This is a genomic window from Massilia agilis, assembly GCF_024756255.1.
GTDB classification, from domain to species: Bacteria; Pseudomonadota; Gammaproteobacteria; order Burkholderiales; family Burkholderiaceae_D; genus Telluria; species Telluria agilis.
Genome location: NZ_JANUHB010000006.1, coordinates 210,545 through 227,807, shown reverse-complemented (window position 1 = coordinate 227,807; position 17,263 = coordinate 210,545). Strand labels below are relative to the sequence as shown.

General features: G+C 69.1%; 15 protein-coding genes and 1 pseudogene. 7 read left to right on the top strand and 9 right to left on the bottom strand.

The window, feature by feature from the left end:
- Positions 1-11: 11 nt before the first annotated feature.
- The 3 genes and pseudogenes from NX774_RS21180 to folE all read right to left on the bottom strand — a co-directional run bounded on the left by NX774_RS21180 (position 12) and on the right by folE (position 1,812).
- A complete protein-coding gene (locus NX774_RS21180) occupies positions 12-620 on the bottom strand; it encodes a phosphatase PAP2 family protein (RefSeq protein WP_258824266.1) in 609 nt (202 codons plus the stop codon).
- Between the two features lie 280 nt (positions 621-900).
- Positions 901-1,176 (bottom strand): annotated as a pseudogene (locus tag NX774_RS21175) (transposase); the annotation flags it as partial.
- A gap of 69 nt (positions 1,177-1,245) precedes the next feature.
- Positions 1,246-1,812, bottom strand: coding sequence for a GTP cyclohydrolase I FolE (gene folE / locus NX774_RS21170; RefSeq protein ID WP_258824265.1), 567 nt, complete (start codon positions 1,810-1,812; stop codon positions 1,246-1,248).
- A gap of 146 nt (positions 1,813-1,958) precedes the next feature.
- Between folE and NX774_RS21165 the strand changes: the two genes are divergently transcribed.
- Complete coding sequence (locus NX774_RS21165; RefSeq protein ID WP_258824264.1) at positions 1,959-2,843, top strand: hypothetical protein; 885 nt, start codon at positions 1,959-1,961, stop codon at positions 2,841-2,843.
- Here the strand turns inward: NX774_RS21165 and nudC are convergent.
- Entirely contained in the window at positions 2,840-3,661 is an 822-nt protein-coding gene (gene nudC / locus NX774_RS21160) for an NAD(+) diphosphatase (protein ID WP_258824263.1), read from the bottom strand. The genes NX774_RS21165 and nudC overlap by 4 nt on opposite strands.
- A gap of 61 nt (positions 3,662-3,722) precedes the next feature.
- A complete protein-coding gene (locus NX774_RS23445; RefSeq protein WP_307731391.1) occupies positions 3,723-4,493 on the bottom strand; it encodes a DUF4142 domain-containing protein in 771 nt (256 codons plus the stop codon).
- Between the two features lie 163 nt (positions 4,494-4,656).
- On the opposite strand from NX774_RS23445, the gene NX774_RS21145 reads away from it, so the two are divergent.
- From NX774_RS21145 to NX774_RS21130, 4 genes are read left to right on the top strand one after another with little or no spacing between them, the layout of a single operon-like run.
- Positions 4,657-6,336: a carbamoyltransferase family protein gene (locus NX774_RS21145; RefSeq protein ID WP_258824262.1), complete on the top strand. Its 1,680-nt coding sequence runs from the start codon at positions 4,657-4,659 to the stop codon at positions 6,334-6,336.
- Entirely contained in the window at positions 6,333-7,688 is a 1,356-nt protein-coding gene (locus NX774_RS21140; RefSeq protein WP_258824261.1) for a N,N-dimethylformamidase beta subunit family domain-containing protein, read from the top strand. Before NX774_RS21145 ends, NX774_RS21140 begins: the two co-directional genes overlap by 4 nt.
- Before the next feature lie 8 nt (positions 7,689-7,696).
- Positions 7,697-8,713, top strand: coding sequence for a radical SAM protein (locus NX774_RS21135; RefSeq protein ID WP_258824260.1), 1,017 nt, complete (start codon positions 7,697-7,699; stop codon positions 8,711-8,713).
- 11 nt (positions 8,714-8,724) lie between these two features.
- A complete protein-coding gene (locus NX774_RS21130; RefSeq protein WP_258824259.1) occupies positions 8,725-9,777 on the top strand; it encodes a glycosyltransferase family 9 protein in 1,053 nt (350 codons plus the stop codon).
- A 267-nt stretch (positions 9,778-10,044) separates the two neighbouring features.
- On the opposite strand, the gene NX774_RS21125 is transcribed toward NX774_RS21130, so the two are convergent.
- Genes NX774_RS21125 through NX774_RS21115 form a run of 3 tightly spaced genes read right to left on the bottom strand, consistent with a single transcriptional unit; the run spans position 10,045 to position 12,694 of the window.
- Positions 10,045-11,223 carry a glycosyltransferase family 9 protein gene (locus tag NX774_RS21125; protein WP_258824258.1) on the bottom strand — a complete coding sequence of 393 codons (1,179 nt, stop codon included), beginning with the start codon at positions 11,221-11,223 and terminating at the stop codon, positions 10,045-10,047.
- A complete protein-coding gene (locus NX774_RS21120) occupies positions 11,220-12,065 on the bottom strand; it encodes a glycosyltransferase family 2 protein (protein ID WP_258824257.1) in 846 nt (281 codons plus the stop codon). The genes NX774_RS21125 and NX774_RS21120 overlap by 4 nt, the downstream gene beginning before the upstream one ends.
- Positions 12,062-12,694 carry a DUF4254 domain-containing protein gene (locus NX774_RS21115; protein WP_258824256.1) on the bottom strand — a complete coding sequence of 211 codons (633 nt, stop codon included), beginning with the start codon at positions 12,692-12,694 and terminating at the stop codon, positions 12,062-12,064. Before NX774_RS21115 ends, NX774_RS21120 begins: the two co-directional genes overlap by 4 nt.
- A gap of 112 nt (positions 12,695-12,806) precedes the next feature.
- Between NX774_RS21115 and NX774_RS21110 the strand changes: the two genes are divergently transcribed.
- Positions 12,807-14,615, top strand: coding sequence for a glycoside hydrolase family 2 protein (locus tag NX774_RS21110; RefSeq protein ID WP_258824255.1), 1,809 nt, complete (start codon positions 12,807-12,809; stop codon positions 14,613-14,615).
- Here the strand turns inward: NX774_RS21110 and NX774_RS23440 are convergent.
- Positions 14,612-16,288 (bottom strand): methyl-accepting chemotaxis protein, encoded by a 1,677-nt coding sequence (locus NX774_RS23440; RefSeq protein WP_307731389.1) that lies wholly within the window; start codon positions 16,286-16,288, stop codon positions 14,612-14,614. The two genes, NX774_RS21110 and NX774_RS23440, sit on opposite strands and share 4 nt — an antisense overlap.
- Before the next feature lie 124 nt (positions 16,289-16,412).
- Here NX774_RS23440 and NX774_RS21095 point away from each other — a divergent pair, with 124 nt between their 5' ends.
- Positions 16,413-17,234: an AraC family transcriptional regulator gene (locus NX774_RS21095; protein ID WP_258824254.1), complete on the top strand. Its 822-nt coding sequence runs from the start codon at positions 16,413-16,415 to the stop codon at positions 17,232-17,234.
- Positions 17,235-17,263 lie beyond the last annotated feature (29 nt).

Sequence of the window (17,263 nt, the reverse complement as noted above, 5' to 3'; positions counted from 1 at the left end):
GCAAGGACTGCTTACGGACGCAACCAGCCGCGGGCGATGGGCGCGGCCAGCACCCGGCGGTACACGGTTTCCATGGCCGGCACCAGGGTGGTGCACAGCGCGGCCGGAGCCCGCGTGTTGACCAGCGCCAGCATGCCAAGGGCGACGAACAGGGCGCCGATCATATCAGCCGGATAGTGCACGCCGAGGAAGACGCGCGACCACGCCACCACGATTGACACCGGCAACAGCCAGGCGCCGATGCGGCGCGCGTTGACGGACTGGCTGAAGGCAAGCACCAGCGAGACGGTGAACATGATGGTCGCGTGGTCGCTGGGGAACGAGCTGTCCGGCGCGTGGTGCATGAAGGTGTGCCCGACGCCGGCGACGAACGGGCGCGGGTGGAACCAGAGCAGGCCGATGACGGCGTTGGCCGCCAGCGCGCCGGCGGTGGCGAGGGCGGCGCGCACAGCGGCCTGGCGCTGCAGGCTGTCGCCGCCGATCCACAGCAGCAGCAGCATCAGGGGCACCAGCAGGATCAGCCGTTCGGCGGCAAACAGGGCGGCGGACAGGGGCCAGCCGTGCAGGCCGGCCTGTGCGTTGAAGAGGGAGAACAGGTAGAGGTTGAGGTGTTCGAGCATGATGGCCGCCGTCCGCTTTGATATCGAAATGACAATAGATGGGACTAGCTTAACGCAAGCTGGACAAGGCTTGCCACGCGAAATCGCAACAGAGTGTTACAGGACGGGTGAATTGGCGTAGGGCGGGCTCTCGAGCCCGCGCGGTTGGACACGCGGCGTGGGCTCGAGGGTCTGCCTTACCGGGCTGTCACACGGAGTTTGGACGCGTGGGCAGGAGACCTGCCCACCCTACCTAGCGCGGGCCGAGCAGCTTGTGCAGGCGGTCAATTTCCTTCGTGCGGCCGATCCGCTCCAGGGCCTGCTCGAGCAGGGTCTTGTCGCCGTCGCGCAGCATGGTCCATTGGGTGAAGTATTCGTGCACCGTGCGCCAGGGCGGGAACTCGGGCGGCATGCTGCGCCACGCCGCGCCGGAATCGAGGAAATACAGCACGGCGCAAAAGACGTCGTACAGGTCGTGCTTGCGCGGGCGCGTCTTGCGCCGCGCCGCTTCCAGCATGTCTCGGATGTGCTCGAACTGCTCGCGCGAGATGTCGCTCGGGAATTCTGGCCTGGCCATGTCGGTCGCCCCAAAATCACTTGGAGACGCCCGATCTGGAACAGGTTCCCGAACCCCGCTCGAAATGGATCAGTCGCGGGCCAGTGCCAGGAATTCGGTACGCAGCGCCAGGTTCGGCTGCAGTTCGCCCAGCATGGCGGAAGTGATGGTTTCCTCGCCCGGGGTGCGGATGCCGCGGCTTTCCATGCACATGTGGCGGCACTTGACGACCACGCCCACCGCCTTGGGCTCCAGCGCTTCCATCAGGGCGTTGGCGATCTGGATGGTCATGCGCTCCTGCACTTGCAGGCGCTTGGCGAACACATCGACCAGCCGGGTCAGCTTGGACAGGCCGACGATCTTGCCGTTGGGCAGGTAGCCGACCGTGGCCTTGCCGAAGAACGGCGCCAGGTGGTGTTCGCAGTGGCTGTAGACCGGGATGCCGCGCACCACGATCAGTTCGTTGTATTCCTCGGCGCCGTCCTCGAACGCCTTGAGGATCTCGACCGGGTCCTGGTCGTAGCCGGAGGTCCAGTGCTTCCAGGCTTTGGCAACGCGTGCCGGCGTCTCGTGCAGGCCGGGACGGTTTGGATCTTCGCCGAAGCTGGCGAGCAGGCGCCGCCAGTCGTTTTCGGTGAAGGCTTCTTTGTCAGACATGGTCAACCCTGATTTTCTGCGATTGCCGAGAGTATATAGAAAATGCGCGGAATCGACCGGAGAGGCCCGATTCTTTGATCCAGCCGAACTCGTCATTTGCAGAAACGGGCTAGCGTTACCGGGTACCTTTCCTGAGGAGAACACCCATGCTAGGCAGCACAGTCCTCGAAGTTGCCATCGGCTTAACTTTCTGCTTCGGCACCGTCGCGCTGATCGTCACCACCATTCAGGAAGCGCTGGCCTCGATCTTCCGGTTGCGCGCCAACACCCTGCTGGCGGGCATCAAGAGCATGCTCAACGACCCCAGCTTCACCCAGCTGGCGCAGGCCGTGTACGGCCACCCGCTGGTCAATCCGCATGGCGACGGCGCCGCGACCGACGAACACGACCTCAAGTCCAAGCCATCCTACATCGAGCCTGCCCACTTCGCCATTGCGCTGGTGGACACGATCGCGCAAAACGGGCCGGCCACCTACGAGGCACTGGGCAGCGCGATCGAGCAGATTCCCGATCCGCAGGTCAGGCGCGTGTTGCAGGGGCTGTACAAGCGGGCGGCGGGGCTGGAGCAGTTCCAGGCGCTGGTGGCGAGCTGGTTCGACAATGCGATGGAGCGCGTGTCGGGGGCCTACAAGCGCCAGCAACTGCTGATCTCGTTCCTGATCTCGCTGCTGGTCGCGATCTTTTTCAACGTGGACAGCATCCACCTGTTCCGTACCCTCTGGCAGCATCCGGTACTGTCCGCCGGCATCAACGGTGCGCCGGGCGCGCTCGACCAGGCCACGGTGCAGGCCTTCATGGCGCTGCCGATCGGCTGGACCAGCTTCCCGCCGCACCTGGACAACGCCTTCCTGCTGCAGGTGGCGGGCTGGCTGATGACGGCCGCAACCACGCTGTTCGGGGCGCCCTTCTGGTTCGACATCCTGCAGCGCGCGGTGCAGATGCGCGCCACCGGCAGCAAGCCGGAAGAAGTGGCGCGCGAGCGGCGCCAGGCGGCAGCGGGCACCACGGCCGCCGTCGCCGCGGCGAGCTAGCGGCCCGTGGGCCGGTGCGCGTCCACCAGCACGCTCGAAATCGAGATGTGCGGCACGCGTTCCGGCCACTCGTCGTGCGGCCCGAACCAGCGCGCCTCGCTGATCTCGTTCGGGTCCACGCGGATCTCGCCGTCCAGATAATCGGCGGTGAAGGCAATCATCAGCGAGTGCGGGAAGGGCCAGGACTGGCTGCCGAAATAGCGCAGGTTCTGCACGCGCAGGCCGACCTCCTCGAACACCTCGCGGTGCACGGCTTCCTCGATCGATTCCCCGGCTTCCAGGAACCCGGCCAGCGGCACAAAGCGCTTGGCCGGTGACTGGACGTGCATGGCGAGCAGCACAGAATCGCCCTTGCGGATCAGCACCATCATCGCTGGCGAGATGCGCGGATAGGCCATGTGGCCGCACGCGGGGCACTTGAAGCAGCGCTCACCCGTGGCCTGTTCGGTGCTGCCGCCGCAGGCGCCGCAGAAGCGGTGGGTGCGCGCCCACTCGGCAACCTGGGCCGCGCGCGCGGCCACGCCGACCAGGGTCTCGTCCATGCTGCCGAACATCAGGCCGCGCAGCGGTTGCAGGGCGTAGCCGGCCGGGACCGTTTCGTTGTCGAGCCAGCCGGCCTGGGCATAGCGGCGGTCGAGCAAGCCGACCGGCTGCATCCGGCGCGGGTCGAGCTCGAGGGCACGCAGCACGTCCTGGTCAGGGAGGGCCAGGTCGTGCTCGCGCACCAGCAGCCTGTTGCCATGGAACAGGAAATTCAACGGATCGTCATGCTCCTGCCGGACCAGGAGGGGCGTGAAGGTGGCGGGCGTTTGCAGCATTATTGGTGTCGTTGGAACAAGATGCTCCGATGATACCGTTTTCGCGCCGCGCCCGCCGGGCTCACGGTTTTGCCAGCTTCTTGCCCAGGTCGTGCGCGGCCTTCAGGTGCTTGCCCAGCGCGTCGCCGTGCTTCTTGGCCAACGTGGCGATGTCGCGGTCGGGCTCATCCTGCGCGTAATGGCGGAACACCTTGGTGTCGCGCTCGTGCACGTCGATGTTGTACTGGATCCAGCGCTGCTCGAAATCGCGCCCGGACAGGCTGGACAGCTCGTCCACCGTCAGCTCCTGCTCGGGCCGGACCTGGCGCGGCACCTCCAGGCCCTTGTCGGCGGCCAGCTTTTCCAACTCGCGGCCCATGCGGCCGTGCTCGTCGATCATGGCCTGGGCGAACTTCTTCACGTCCGCGTTCTCCGACTTTTCGATCGCGATCTCGCAAACCTGTATCTCCGCCATGGAATCCTGCATCGCCTCGATCAGGAACTCGTTGCCGCCGGTGTAGCGCTGGCCGCCTTCGCGGCGCGCCGGGGCGGCTTCCTTGTGCGCACCGTGCTCCCTGCCGGCCTCCTTGCCGCCGGCCCGGGATTCCTCCTTGCGGCCAGCAGCCTCGCGGCCCGCTGCGGGCGCGCCGGGCGCCTCGTCGGGCAGGCGGCCGAAAGCCTGGCTGACGTCGGCCGGGGTCTGGAACTGTTCGTCCGGCAGCTGCTCCAGCGAGGCGCACACGTTCTCGTCCGCGCCCTCGCGCCTGGCCGTATCGAGCAGCGTTGCTTTTGAAGCCGGGTAGTCGACGCCCTTCAGGTACTTCTGGATCTGGATCGGATTGACGCGCGCCATGATGCCCTCCCTTGGCAATGGTCTGGAAAAACAGGTCTGACCTCGTTGCGGCGCACAGGTTTCGCGCTTTTGCATGCGCTCGCCACGAACTAATTTGAACTCATCCTGCTCAAAGGGGGGCTGGACCGCTTCACCGCTTGCGCCAACCAACCAGGAGAACAAGATGAACGATGGCCCCGTGGTGCTGGGACTGAACCGCACACAAGATGCGAGCGCCTGCCTGCTGCACGGGTCCACGCTCATCTGGGCCATCCAGAAAGAGCGGCTCACGCGCCGCAAGCACCACTGGGGCCGGCCGGGCGACCTGCGCAACATCTACCGCGAACGCCTGCCCGGGCTCGACCGGCCCATCGACGTGCTGGTCGAATGCTTTTCATCCGACGAAGAGGTGGCGCGCCTGCCCGAGTACGAGGCCGAGCTGCAGCAGACCCTGCGCCTTGCGCCCGGCTGCCGGCGCGTGCGCATCTCGCACCACCTGGCGCACCTGTACAGCGTGTTCCATCCGTCGCCATTCCACGAGGCGGCGGTGATGGTGGTGGACGGCCAGGGCAGCCCCGTGTCCGAGCTGACCGAGCACTGGAGCGGTGCGGCGGCCGTGCCGGGCGACTGGCGCGAGGTGTCGTCGTTCTACCGCGCCAGCCGCGAACGCATCGACTGCATCGGCAAGCAGGTGTGGGACCGCGACGAGCACCGGCTGGCGGGGCTGGGCATGTTCTACTTCATGCTCACCCAAACCATGTTCCCGGGCGAGGGCAACGAGGGCAAGGTGATGGGGCTGGCGCCGCACGGCAACCGGTCTGCGTTTTCGCTGCCGCCGCTGGACGTGGACGGCGGCCAGGTCAGCGTGCCCGCCGCGTGGCGCGCGCTGCTGGGCGAGCGCAAGCGCTTTCGTTACGGCTCGCCCGGGGTGCGCTTTTCCGATTGCGCCAACCTGGCCGCCGCCGGCCAGCACGCGTTCGAGGAGGCGCTGCTGCAGGTGGCGCGCTGGCTGCACGCGGCCACCGGATCCGAGCACCTGTGCTTTGCCGGCGGAACCGGCCTGAACTGCTCGGCCAACGAGCGGCTGCTGCGCGAGACGCCGTTCCGGCAGGTGTTCATTCCGCCGGCGCCCAGCGATGCCGGCACCGCCCTTGGCTGCGCCATGTACGGCCTGGCCGAACTGGCGGGCGCGCAATGCGAGTTCCGCTGGACCAGCGACTACCTCGGCCCGGAGCCCGCGCTGTCGGCCATCGAGGCGGCGGTGTCCGATGCGCCCGACCTGATCGTCGAGCGCCTGCGCGGGCGCGGCGCGCTGTGCGAGCGCATGCTCGACCTGCTGTGCGCCAGCAAGGTGGTCGGGCTGTTCCAGGGCAGGAGCGAATTCGGGCCGCGCGCGCTCGGGCACCGCAGCATCCTGGGCAATCCGCGCCACGGCTACATGCGCGACTGGATCAATGCACGCGTCAAGCAGCGAGAGTGGTTCCGCCCGCTCGCGCCCATGGTGCTGGAAGAGCATGCGGCCGACTTTTTCGAGCTGGCTGGGCCGTGCCGCTTCATGCAGTTCGCAGCGCCCGTGCGCCCGGCGCTGGCGTCGCTGGTGCCGGCGATCACCCATGTGGACGGCACCGCGCGCCTGCAGACCGTGGGCCCGCAGGACGATCCCTTGCTGCGCTCGCTACTGGCAGGCTTTCATGCGCGCACCGGCATCCCGGTGCTGCTCAACACCTCATTCAACGGCAAGGACGAACCGATCGTCGAGACGGCGCTGGATGCCATCACCTCGTTCCGGCGCATGCCGCTGCACGCGCTGGCGATGCCACCGTTCTTGCTGCGCAAGCGCATCGAGCCGGAGCTGCCCGAATGATACGCGGCTACCCGGGCCGCGCCAGCGTCCTGCCGGGCGAGCGGCTGGTGCTGCACGTCGCCACCGACAGCCCGCGCTTTTGCGTCGGCTTTTATCGGTGGGGCGACGGCTTGCAACTGCTGTGGCAAAGCGCATGGCTGCCCGGCGAGCGCGCGCCCGAGCGCGGCGCGGCCGAGGACTGGGGCTGGCCGCCCTACGCGTTCACGGTGCCGAAGGACTGGCCGTCCGGGGTCTACATCGCCCATTTGCAAGAGCCCGGTGGCAAGCCGCTCGACCTGGCGCTGGACTCTGCGGCCGCGCTGTTCGTCGTGCGCGGAATGCGCCAGGGCGGTATGCTGTACAAGCTGCCGCTGGCAACCTACCACGCCTACAACTGCACCGGCGGCGCCTGCTATTACCTCGACCCGCCCCGTTCGGCCGATCCGCCGGGGGCACGGGTCTCGCTGCAGCGGCCGGGGGGCGGCATCGGCGGCACGGTCTGGTGTGCGCCCGACCACTACGACGCCAGCTCGCCGCGCCAGACCTTCGCGCACTGGGACGCGCGCTTCCTGCGCTGGCTGGCGCGCAAGGGCTACGCGCCCGAGTGCTGCACCGACCTCGACCTGCACGACGATCCCGAGCTGCTGTACCGCTACCGGTTGCTGGTCTCGGCCGGGCATGACGAGTACTGGAGCGAACCGATGCGCGACGCGGTCGAGGACTTCACGCGGCGCGGCGGCAACCTCGCATGCTTCGCCGCGAACGTGTGCTGGTGGCGGATTCACCTGGTGGACGGCGGCACGGCCATGGTCTGCCACCAGGGCGGGCCGCGCGGCGCGCGCGACCACTGGTGGCCACAGGGCGGCGCGGGCCGTCCCGAGGATGCCTTGTCCGGCGCCAGTTACCGCCACGGCGGCGGATGGTGGGATGGCGCGCGCAGCACCGCCGGCTACATCGTCCAGCAACCGGGGCACTGGGTGTTCGAGGGCACCGGCCTTGAGCGCGGCGAGGCATTCGGCCAGCACACCTGGCCGCCGCTGGCCGGCTACGAATGCGACGGCGTGCCGCTGGACAGCTTCGATCGCGACACCGGCATTGCGACCCTGTCGGCCTGGCGCGACGAGGAAGGCACCCCGGCCGATTACCAGCTGCTGGCCGCCTGCCCGCTCGACGCGCGCTGGCAGGAGCTGCCACCACGCACGCGCCATGGCGCCGGCGAGGGCGTGCACGCGGCCGCGATGGGTGTGTTCACGCGGCCCGGCATGGTGTTTGCGGCCGGCACCACCGACTGGGCGCAGGTGCTCGACAGCGGGCGCGACCAGCGGGTCGAGCGCATCACCCGCAACGTGCTCGACCGGATGCTGCGATTGTGAGCAATGCCATGGACGAGCCGAGCATCCACCCGCCGCTGCCGCGCTTCGTGCAGATCGAGCCGGTTGGCCAGTGCAACCTGCGTTGCCGCATGTGCCCGGTCCAGTTCCGTGCCGACGGCCAGGCCGGACCGCCCGCCTTCATGGCCGAGGACACCTTCCGCGCACTGCTCGACCAGTTCCCGGCACTGGCCGAGCTGCACCTGCAAGGGCTGGGCGAGCCGCTGATGCACCCGCGCTTCTTCGACATGGTCAGCCTGGCGGCGGCACGGGGCATCCGCGTCTCGACCAACACCAACATGACGGTGATGACCGACGAACAGGCGCAACGCTGCGTGCACAGCGGGCTGGACACCCTGCACGTGTCGATCGACTCGGCCGACCCGCGCGCGTACGCCTGGGTGCGCGTGGGCGCGCGGCTGCCGCTGGTGCTGCGCAACCTGCGGCGCGTGCTGGCCGCCCGGTGCGCCACGGGCGGCGGCCAGCCCCGCATCGTACTCATCGCCGTGCTGATGCGCAGCACGCTCGACGGCCTGCCCGCCCTGGCGCGCCTGGCGGCGGAACTGGGCGTGGACAGCCTGGCGGTCCAGCAGCTGTGCCACGACTTCAGCGAGGACACGCTGCCCGAACGCTACCTGCCGATGCGCGCGTTCATCGACGCCGAACTGCTGGGCAACGCGGACCGCGCGCATGCAGAAGCCGTGTTCGACGAAACGCGTGCGACCGCGGCGGCACTTGGGCTGGAGCTGCGCCTGCCGCGCCTGGCGCCGCGCCCGCACGCGCCGCAGGTGCCGGGGCCGGCGCGCTGCGACTGGCCATGGCGCGGAGCCTACATCAGCTACGACGGCAAGGCCATGCCGTGCTGCATGGTGGCAACGCCGGACCGGATATCGATGGGCGACATGGCCCGGCAAGGCGTGGCCGCGGTCTGGGCCGGCGAGCGCTATGCGGAGTTTCGCGCGCGCTTGTCGTCGCCCGAGCCGCCGCAGGTGTGCGCCGGCTGCGCCATTTACCGGGGAACCTTCTGATGGAGGAAACTGTGAACCGCCGACCACTGCTGCACCGGCTCGAAGTGCGATCCGTCGTCGTGTTCCGCGCGCTGCAGCTGGGCGACATGCTGTGCGCGGTACCGGCGCTGCGTGCATTGCGCAGCGCGCTCACCGACGCCCACATCACGCTGGTGGGCCTGCCATGGGCCAGCCAGTTTGCCGAGCGCTTCAGCCGCTACATCGACGAGTTCATCCCCTTCCCCGGCCATCCGCTGCTGCCCGAACAACCGGCTCGGCAACACGACCAGACGGCCTTCTACGCCGAAATGTGCGCGCGCGACAGCAGCCTGGCCATCCAGATGCACGGCAGTGGCGACATCACCAACGAGATCGTGGCCGGCTTTGGCGCGCAGGCGATGGCGGGCTACACGCGGGGCGACCCGGTGTGCACCGACAGCACCGTGCTGCTGCCCTACCCCGAAACCGGCACCGAACCCGAGCGGGTGTTGTCGCTGGTGGAGAAAATCGGCGCACACCCGGTTGGCAAGCACCTCGAGTTTCCCCTGTCCCCGAAAGACGAGCGCGAACTGCAGGACAGCGGCGTTGCCGAAGGGCTTGAGCCCGGCAGCTACATCTGTGTGCATCCCGGTGCGCGCTATCGCGACAAGTGCTGGCCGCCGGAGCGGTTCGCCGAGGTGGCCGACCACCTGGCCGATGAATTTGGCGTGGACGTGGTGCTGACCGGATCGGCCGCCGAGGCCGCGCTGGCCGGGCAAGTGGCGGCGCACATGCGCAACCACGCGGTCAACGCTGCCGCGCCCATCTCGATCGGCGCCATGGCCCACCTGATGCACGGCGCCCGTCTACTCGTGTGCAACGACACCGGCGTCTCCCACCTTGCCGCCGGGCTCAAGCTCAAGAGTGTCGTCATCTTCAGCAAGGCCGACATCGCGCGCTGGGCGCCGCTGGACCGGCACAACCATCGCTGCATCTGGGACCCCGGCGCGCAACGGGCGGCCACCGTGCTGCAGCACGCGCGCGCCTTGCTCTCCGGCGCCGAACCCGACACCGAGCGCGCCACAGGAATGTGGCCATACTGGTGACGGCAGCTTGGCGGCGGATCGCCAGGGCAGCACCGGACGCAGGGTCAGGGGCCGGACCGGCATGGCCAGCGGGCCGCGGTGCAGCCGGGCGCGGGGGAACGTGGATTCAAGCGACACCAAAATCACCCCGCGCCTCAAGACCGTCGTCCCCGCGAAGGCGGGGACCCATGCTGAGTGCGCGGCCGTGCGGCTTGCACGGCTGTGGTGGCGCCGCATGGGTCCCCGCCTGCGCGGGGACGACCGCGCCTGGGCCAGCGGCCAGCACGCCTACTGCTTAGTGACACTGCGCAGCAGCGACACTGCGAGTTCCGTCACCTGTTCCACCGGCACGTCCGACACGAAGCTCGGATCGTGCGGGCAGCGGAAGCGCACGTTCTCTGCGCCGCACACGGGGCAGTGCAGGCGCAGCGACAGCGCCGAGCGCAGCAAATGCTGGCGCAGCGGCGTGCCATCGATGAGGTTGGTGAACCAGAAGATGCCCACGCTCGGTGTGCCGATCGCCAGCGCCAGGTGCAGCGGGCCGGTATCGTTGGATACCATCAGCGCCGCGCCGTCCAGCAAGCCGCACAGGCCGGCAAGTGACAGCCGGCCGGTCAGGTCGATTGCCGGCCACGGCATTGCATCAATCACCGCGCGGACCACGGCAGCCTCGCTGGCCGTGCCGTTGACGGCGACCGCCGCGCCGGCCTTCGCCAGCGCGGTGCCCACCGCGGCAAACGATTCCGCCGGCCAGCAACGCCGCGGATCGGTGGAGCCCGGCTGCAGGACGGCGAGCGGACGCCCCGCGCAGACCCGGAATACCTTGGCCGCCTCGGCGCGGTCGGCCTCGGTGACGGCGAATTCATCGCCCAAGGGCGGCGGCGGCGCGCCCGCCAGTGCCGCCACTTCGAGCAGGGCAAGCCTGCGGTTGTTCGGCACCGCGTACCGCACCCAGCGATCCAGCGGCGGCGCATCGTCGGCCCGGTGGCCGACCGCGAGCCGGGCGCCGAAACGCTGGACGAACGGATTGGAATAGCGTCCACCGCCAAACAGCTGTACAGCCAGGTCGATGCGCGCGGCCTGGGTCTGCTCAAGGAAGGCCGCAGCCGCGCTGTCGCCGCACGGGTCGTCCGCGGCCAGGCCCACGCCCGGATACGGCGGCATCAGCACCACCTTGTCCACCGGCCCGGGCCGCCCATGCAGGAGTGCGCATTGCCAGGGCTGGCCGACCAGCGCCAGCTCGGCTTGCGGATAGGCCAGGCGCAGCGCGTGCAGTGCCGGCAAGGTGAACACGAAGTCGCCGACCGAATGCGGCACCAGCACTGCGATCTTGTTCACGTTGTCGAGCCTGTCGCGAACCTGCGCCTGCGCCTGTACCTGTGCCGGCCCCGCCACTGCGGCCCCGGCAACGCTGCCAGATGCACGGGACGTGCCGCGCGTGCTGGCTTGTGCTCGCCTGCTGCTCATACCGTCCGGTCCTGCCCGCAAGCCGTGTCGTCCCCGCCAAGCAGCACCTGCGGCGCATCGACCTCGCGCGTGTCCACCGTGGTCGGCAATTCCATGTGGTAGGCGCCAGACGGGATCAGCCCGCATCCGCCGTAGCGCTCCATCACGCGCAGCTGGGCCACCACGTCCTCGCCGCAATGCTCGGGCGGCAGCGCGCGCCAGAAGTCAAAACCGCCGCACTCGCGCAGCCTGGCGGTATCAAACAGCACGCAACCGCCGATCCACGCGACCCGGTAGTGGCGCTCGGAGTCGCGCGTCAGGCCCAGCCGCCCCTGCACGTGAAACAGGTTGGCGGCGCTGTGCAGGTGGTGCCGCGCCCACGCCCGCCCGCCCGGCCGCACCACCTCGGGCAGCACCGGGCCGTCCCAGAACGCAATGTGTTCCTGCCACGGCCGCACCTGCCCCAGGTAGCTAAGCCCGTGCAGCGCGCTGCCGACAAAACCGCAGCCCTGGGCGACAAGCGAACGGTACAGCCGCTCCACCAGGTCGGGTTCCAGGATCACGTCGTCGTCCAGGAACAGGCAACAGGGTGCCTGCGCCTGCGCCAGCAGGAAGGCGCGCTGTTCGGCCATGCCGCGCCGCGGCAGGTGGCGCAGCGCTTCCACCGGATGGCCACGCGCCACCAGGTAGCGCAGCACGGCCGTGACCTGAGCGTCGTCATACACGCTCGCGCCATCGGACTGGTCGGACACGACGATGCGCAGCGGCCCGCCGGACTGCGCGCCCAGTGCGGCAAGGGTGACGGCCAGCGCCGCCGGCCGGTTGCGCGTGGGGATGAGCACATCCACCGGCAGCGGCTTCACGGCGCCGCCTTCCCGGCCGCCGCGTCCTGCCCGGCTGCTTGCGCGTACAGGTAGGGGTTGAGGGCCGGATCGTTGTACATCTTGAACTGGCGGTAGACCTTGAAATAGGTGTCGCCGGCACGCGCCTCGCCAAGCAGCCGGTCCAGGCAGCCGGCCAGGTCGCGCCGCTGTGCGAGCAACTGCTCGAGCTTGGCGCCGCAGGCTTGCACATGGGCGGCGCCGGCCTGCACGCGCTCGGCCTGCAGCCGCATGTGGTGGATCTTGAGGGCGAGGATCGACAGCCGGTCCACCATGGCGCCCGCCGTTTCGCTGGACAGGCGCGCGCCGGGCCGCAGCCGCACGTGCGCCAGCTCGGCCAGGATCGCCTCGTCGATCGCCTCGACCGCGTCGTTGCGCTCCTGGTTGTGCTGGTCGATCAGGCGCTTGCTCGCGGCGATGTCGCTGGCCGGCACGTTGCGCCGGCGCGCGCGATCTTCCTCACGCCACAGCAGGCAGTTGCAACGGTGGTTGGCACCGATCCAGTGCCAGGCGCCGGGCAGGCCGGGCGGCAGCGGCGCCGGCCAGCCGGCACGCGCCAGTTCGCGGTCGTGGAACCGCACGATCGCCCACGCATCGAGCATGCCTTGCATCTGCGCCCTCCCTTCAGTTTGGCGGTTTCAACGCCCACGTTGGAGAAGGCTGAGCCGCCTGAAGTTCTGCGCAACGGCCCCGGCGCATTTGGCGCAGCGCAAACACCTGGCCGTGACGCGCCCTACCATCGTGCCAATGGACCTGCCCGACACCGCCTTCCCCTATCCCCGCCCGCAGCTGGTGCGCGCCGGCTGGGCCAGCCTGGACGGCTGGTGGGAGTTCGCGTTCGACGACCAGGACCGCGGCCTGGACGAAGGCTGGTACGACGGCCGCCCGCTGGCGCGCCGCATCCGGGTGCCGTTCCCGTACCAGTCCGGCACCTCGGGCGTCGGCACGCGCGAGGTGCACGAAATCATGTGGTACAGCCGCAGTTTCGAGGTGCCCGCCGGCTGGACCTTCGGCGAGCTGCTGCTGCACTTCGGCGCCGTCGACTACGCGGCCGAGGTCTGGGTCAACGGCCGCATGGCCGGGCGCAACCGGGGCGGGCACGTGCCGTTCTACTTCAACATTGCGCCCTACCTGCGGCCCGGCCCCAACCGCGTCACGGTACGGGTCGAGGACCGGCAGGATCCCTACCAGCCGCGCGGCAAGCAGTCCGCCTCGGGCAAACCGGTGCGCATCTATTACTGGTGCACCAGCGGCATCTGGCAAAGCGTCTGGCTCGAGCCGGTGCCGGCGGTGCGCATCGACCACCTGCGCATCCTGTCGGCCCAGCCCGACGGCATGCTGGCCGTGCAGGCCAACCTGCACGCGCCGTTCGGCGCCTGGGAAGCCGAGCTCGACGTGTTCGACGGCATCGAGTCCGACCACCTGATCGCGCGCACCCGCGCCGGCACCCACGCCGCCCACATCGTGCTGTCCACGCGCATCGCCTCGCCGCAGCCGTGGACACCCTCCAACCCGCACCTGTACCGGCTGCGCGTGCGCCTGTACCACCAGGGCACGCTGCTCGACAGCGTGGAGTCCTACACCGGGCTGCGCAAGATCGAACTGCGCGACGGCTATTTCCACCTGAACGGCGAGCGCATCTTTTTGCTGATGGTGCTCGACCAGGGCTACTGGCCCGACACGCTGCTGGCCGCCCCGTCCGACGCCGCGCTGCGCGCCGACATCGGCTGGATCAAGCGCTTCGGCTTCAACGGCGTGCGCAAGCACCAGAAGATCGAATGCGAGCGCTGGCTCTACTGGTGCGACCGCATGGGCCTGATGGTGTGGGAGGAAATGCCCAACGCGCGCGGCTGGTCCACCAAGGCCGAGGAAAGGCTGCTGATCGAATGGCTGCGCGCGATCCTGCGCGACCTGAACCACCCGTCGATCATCGCCTGGGTGCCGCTGGTGGAAAACCTCGGCTTTCCCGAGCTAACGATGCATCCCGAGCAGCACTCCTACCTGGAACAGATGGTCGGCCGCACCCGCATGCTCGATGCCACGCGCCCGGTGATCGACAACGACGGCTGGCACCACACCGACCTGACCGACGTCTGCACCATCCACGACTACACCTACCCCGTCGACAAGCTGCTGGCACGCTACACCGACACGCTGCGCACCGGGCGCCCGCCCGACAAGGGCTGGTCACGCGACACCTCGCTGTTCCTCGACGGCGCGCGCTACCGCGGCCAGCCGATCGTTCTGTCGGAAGTGGGCGGCTACCTGATGGAAGCGTCCGAGGTGGCGCCCGAACGGCGCGACCGGCTGTACGACGCCTACGGGGTGGTGCGCAGCGATGGCGAGCTGGCCGAGCGCTACCGGGTGCTGATGGAAGGCCTGGCCACGCTGCCGTTCCTGGCCGGGGTGTGCTACACCCAGCTGGCCGACATCGAGCACGAGCGCAACGGCCTGCTGACCGCGCTGCGCGAACCGAAGATCGACCCCGACGCGGTGCTTGCGCTGCACCGCCGCCTGTGGCCCACCGCCTAATACGCCTGCGGGTCGCTGGCGGCGCCCTGCACGGCAAGGCGCGGCTGGCCGAACCGTGCCGCGGTGCGCGCTGGCTGTGCGCGCGCCGGCGCCGGGCGTTGCGCCGACGCGTCGAGCCGGAACCGGGCAACGAGGCGGGCCAGCGCCGCGGCGCGGTCCTGCAGCGACTGCGCCGCGCCGGCCGCCTCCTCGACCAGGCCGGCGTTGCGCTGGGTGGCCTCGTCCAGCTGGCCGACCGCCTGGTGGATTTGTTCGATGCCCGAAGTCTGCTCCATGCTGGCCGCGCTGATCTCGGCCATGATGTCGGCCACCTGGCGGATGCTGGCCACGATCTCCTTCATCGTGGCGCCGGCTTCGTCCACCAGTTTGGTGCCGCTGTCGACCTTGGCCACCGAATCGGTGATCAGGCCCTTGATTTCGCCAGCCGCGCTGGCCGCGCGCTGGGCCAGGTTGCGCACCTCGGCCGCAACCACGGCAAACCCGCGCCCCTGCTCACCCGCGCGTGCCGCCTCGACCGCCGCGTTCAGCGCAAGGATGTTGGTCTGGAACGCAATGCCGTCGATCACGGAAATGATGTCCACGATCCTGCGCGCCGAGTCGTTGATCGCGCCCATCGTGCCCACTACCTCGGCCACCACCGCGCCGCCGCGCTCGGCCACGCCCGATGCGGTGGCCGCCAGCGCATTGGCCTGGCGCGCGTTGTCGGCGTTCTGGCGGACGGTGGAGGTGAGCTGCTCGACCGAGGCGGCGGTCTCCTCCAGCGCGCTGGCCTGCTGCTCGGTGCGCGCCGACAAGTCCATGTTGCCAGCCGCGATCTGAGTTGAACCGGATGCAATGGCGTTAGTGCCTTCGCGTACTTCGCCGACGATGCGGGCGAGTGCCGCGTTCATCTCCGCCAGTGCGGCCAGCAACTGGCCGAACTCGTTATGCGAACCTGGCGCAATCGTGCCCGACAGATCGCCCTGGGCCACCCGCCGCGCCGCCGCCACCGCCTCGTTGAGCGGACGGAAAATGCTACGCAGCAAGAACACCGCGGCGCCGCAGCCGAGCAGCCCGCCGAGCACGATCAGCGCCGCCATCCACAGGTCTTGCTCCGCAATGTCCTTGTGCGCCTGGGCGCTGTTGGCGCGGCCGCGCTCGGCCAGCAACTGCTGCAGGCGCTGGTAGGCCTGCTGGCCGTTCTTGTAGCCGGGATTGATCTTCGTAATCAGGATGTGTTCGGCGCCGTCCCAGTCGCCGCGCTGCAACGCCGCCTCGGCGGCGGCCACGCTGTCGATCCCCAGCCCAGCGCTGTCCGCGTACCATGCGCGAGCGCCGGCCTTGCCCTGCGCCGTCTGCAGCGATGCGGCGAACCCGTCCCAGGCCTTGCGCAGCTCGGCGGTATTCGCGTCGATCGCCGCGAAATGCACGGCCAGCGGATGGTCGTGCAGGCTGGCGTACTTGGTGTCCGGGTGGTGCTGTAGTGCCTGCAGGATCTGGCTGCGGTTCACTTCGGCGCGCAGCATGATGTTGCCGATCATGGCCTGCTGGCGCGCATCGCGCAGCGACACGCCCTCCAGCAAACCGACCGCATGGTTGGTCATGCCCAAGCCGACCGCGCCGACCGCGACCATCATCACCACCAGCAAGGTGACGGTCGCCAAGATCACGTGCTTGATGCTGGTATGTCTCATGCTTTGGTGCTCCTGTTATACAGTCATCTGAAAAATGCTGTATTGTCAGTGCCCTCTGTAGAGATTGCTATCTGGAAACTTTGCAGATCATCCAGAAATAATGCTCAACAGTCGCAAAGTGCACATGGACAAAATCTCATCGCTGGTCGGCCGCTATTCGTTCAACGCGCGCGTGTTTTTCAATGGAAGCTTCTGCGACGCGACCGATTTCGTCCAGGACGGCAAGGTGGGCCACCTGCACCTGGTGCGTGCCGGCCCTGTCGATTTCTCCAGCCCCGACGGCGCCAGCTTCCGGGTGGACGAGCCGGCAATGGTACTTTACCCGCGCGGCAGCAGCCACCGGCTGGCGGTGCCGAACGGTCACACGGCGGCCTTGCTGTGCGCCACCATCGCGTTCGAGGACGGCGCCCGCAACCTGCTCGCCCGGATGCTGCCCGACTGCATCTGCCTGCCGCTGCGCGAGGGCGGCACCCTGCGCCAGACGCTGTTCCTGCTGTTTGCCGAAGCGAACCAGAGCCAGGGCCGCGACGTGATCCTGGACCGCCTGTGCGACGTGCTGATGATCCAGGTGATGCGCCACCAGTTCGAGAGCGGCCAGTTGCCGGTCGGCCTGCTCGCTGGCCTGGCGGACCGCCAGCTTGCCCTGGCGCTGGAGGCGATCCACACCCGCGCGCACGAGCCGTGGCAGCTCGAAGGGCTGGCCAGGGTGGCCTGCATGTCGCGCGCGCGTTTCACCGAGCACTTCCGCAACGTGGTGGGCTTGCCGCCTGGCGAGTACCTGACCCGCTGGCGCATCACGCTCGCGCAACACCTGCTGCTGCGCGGCATGCCGGTCAAAACCGCGAGCGCCGAGGCCGGTTACGCCAGCCCGGCCGCCTTCACGCGCGCCTTCACGGCTTCTGTCGGAGTATCGCCGCGCCAGTGGCTGCACGCGGCGCGGGCGTAAACGCACTGCGGCGCCCGAAGGCGCCGCTG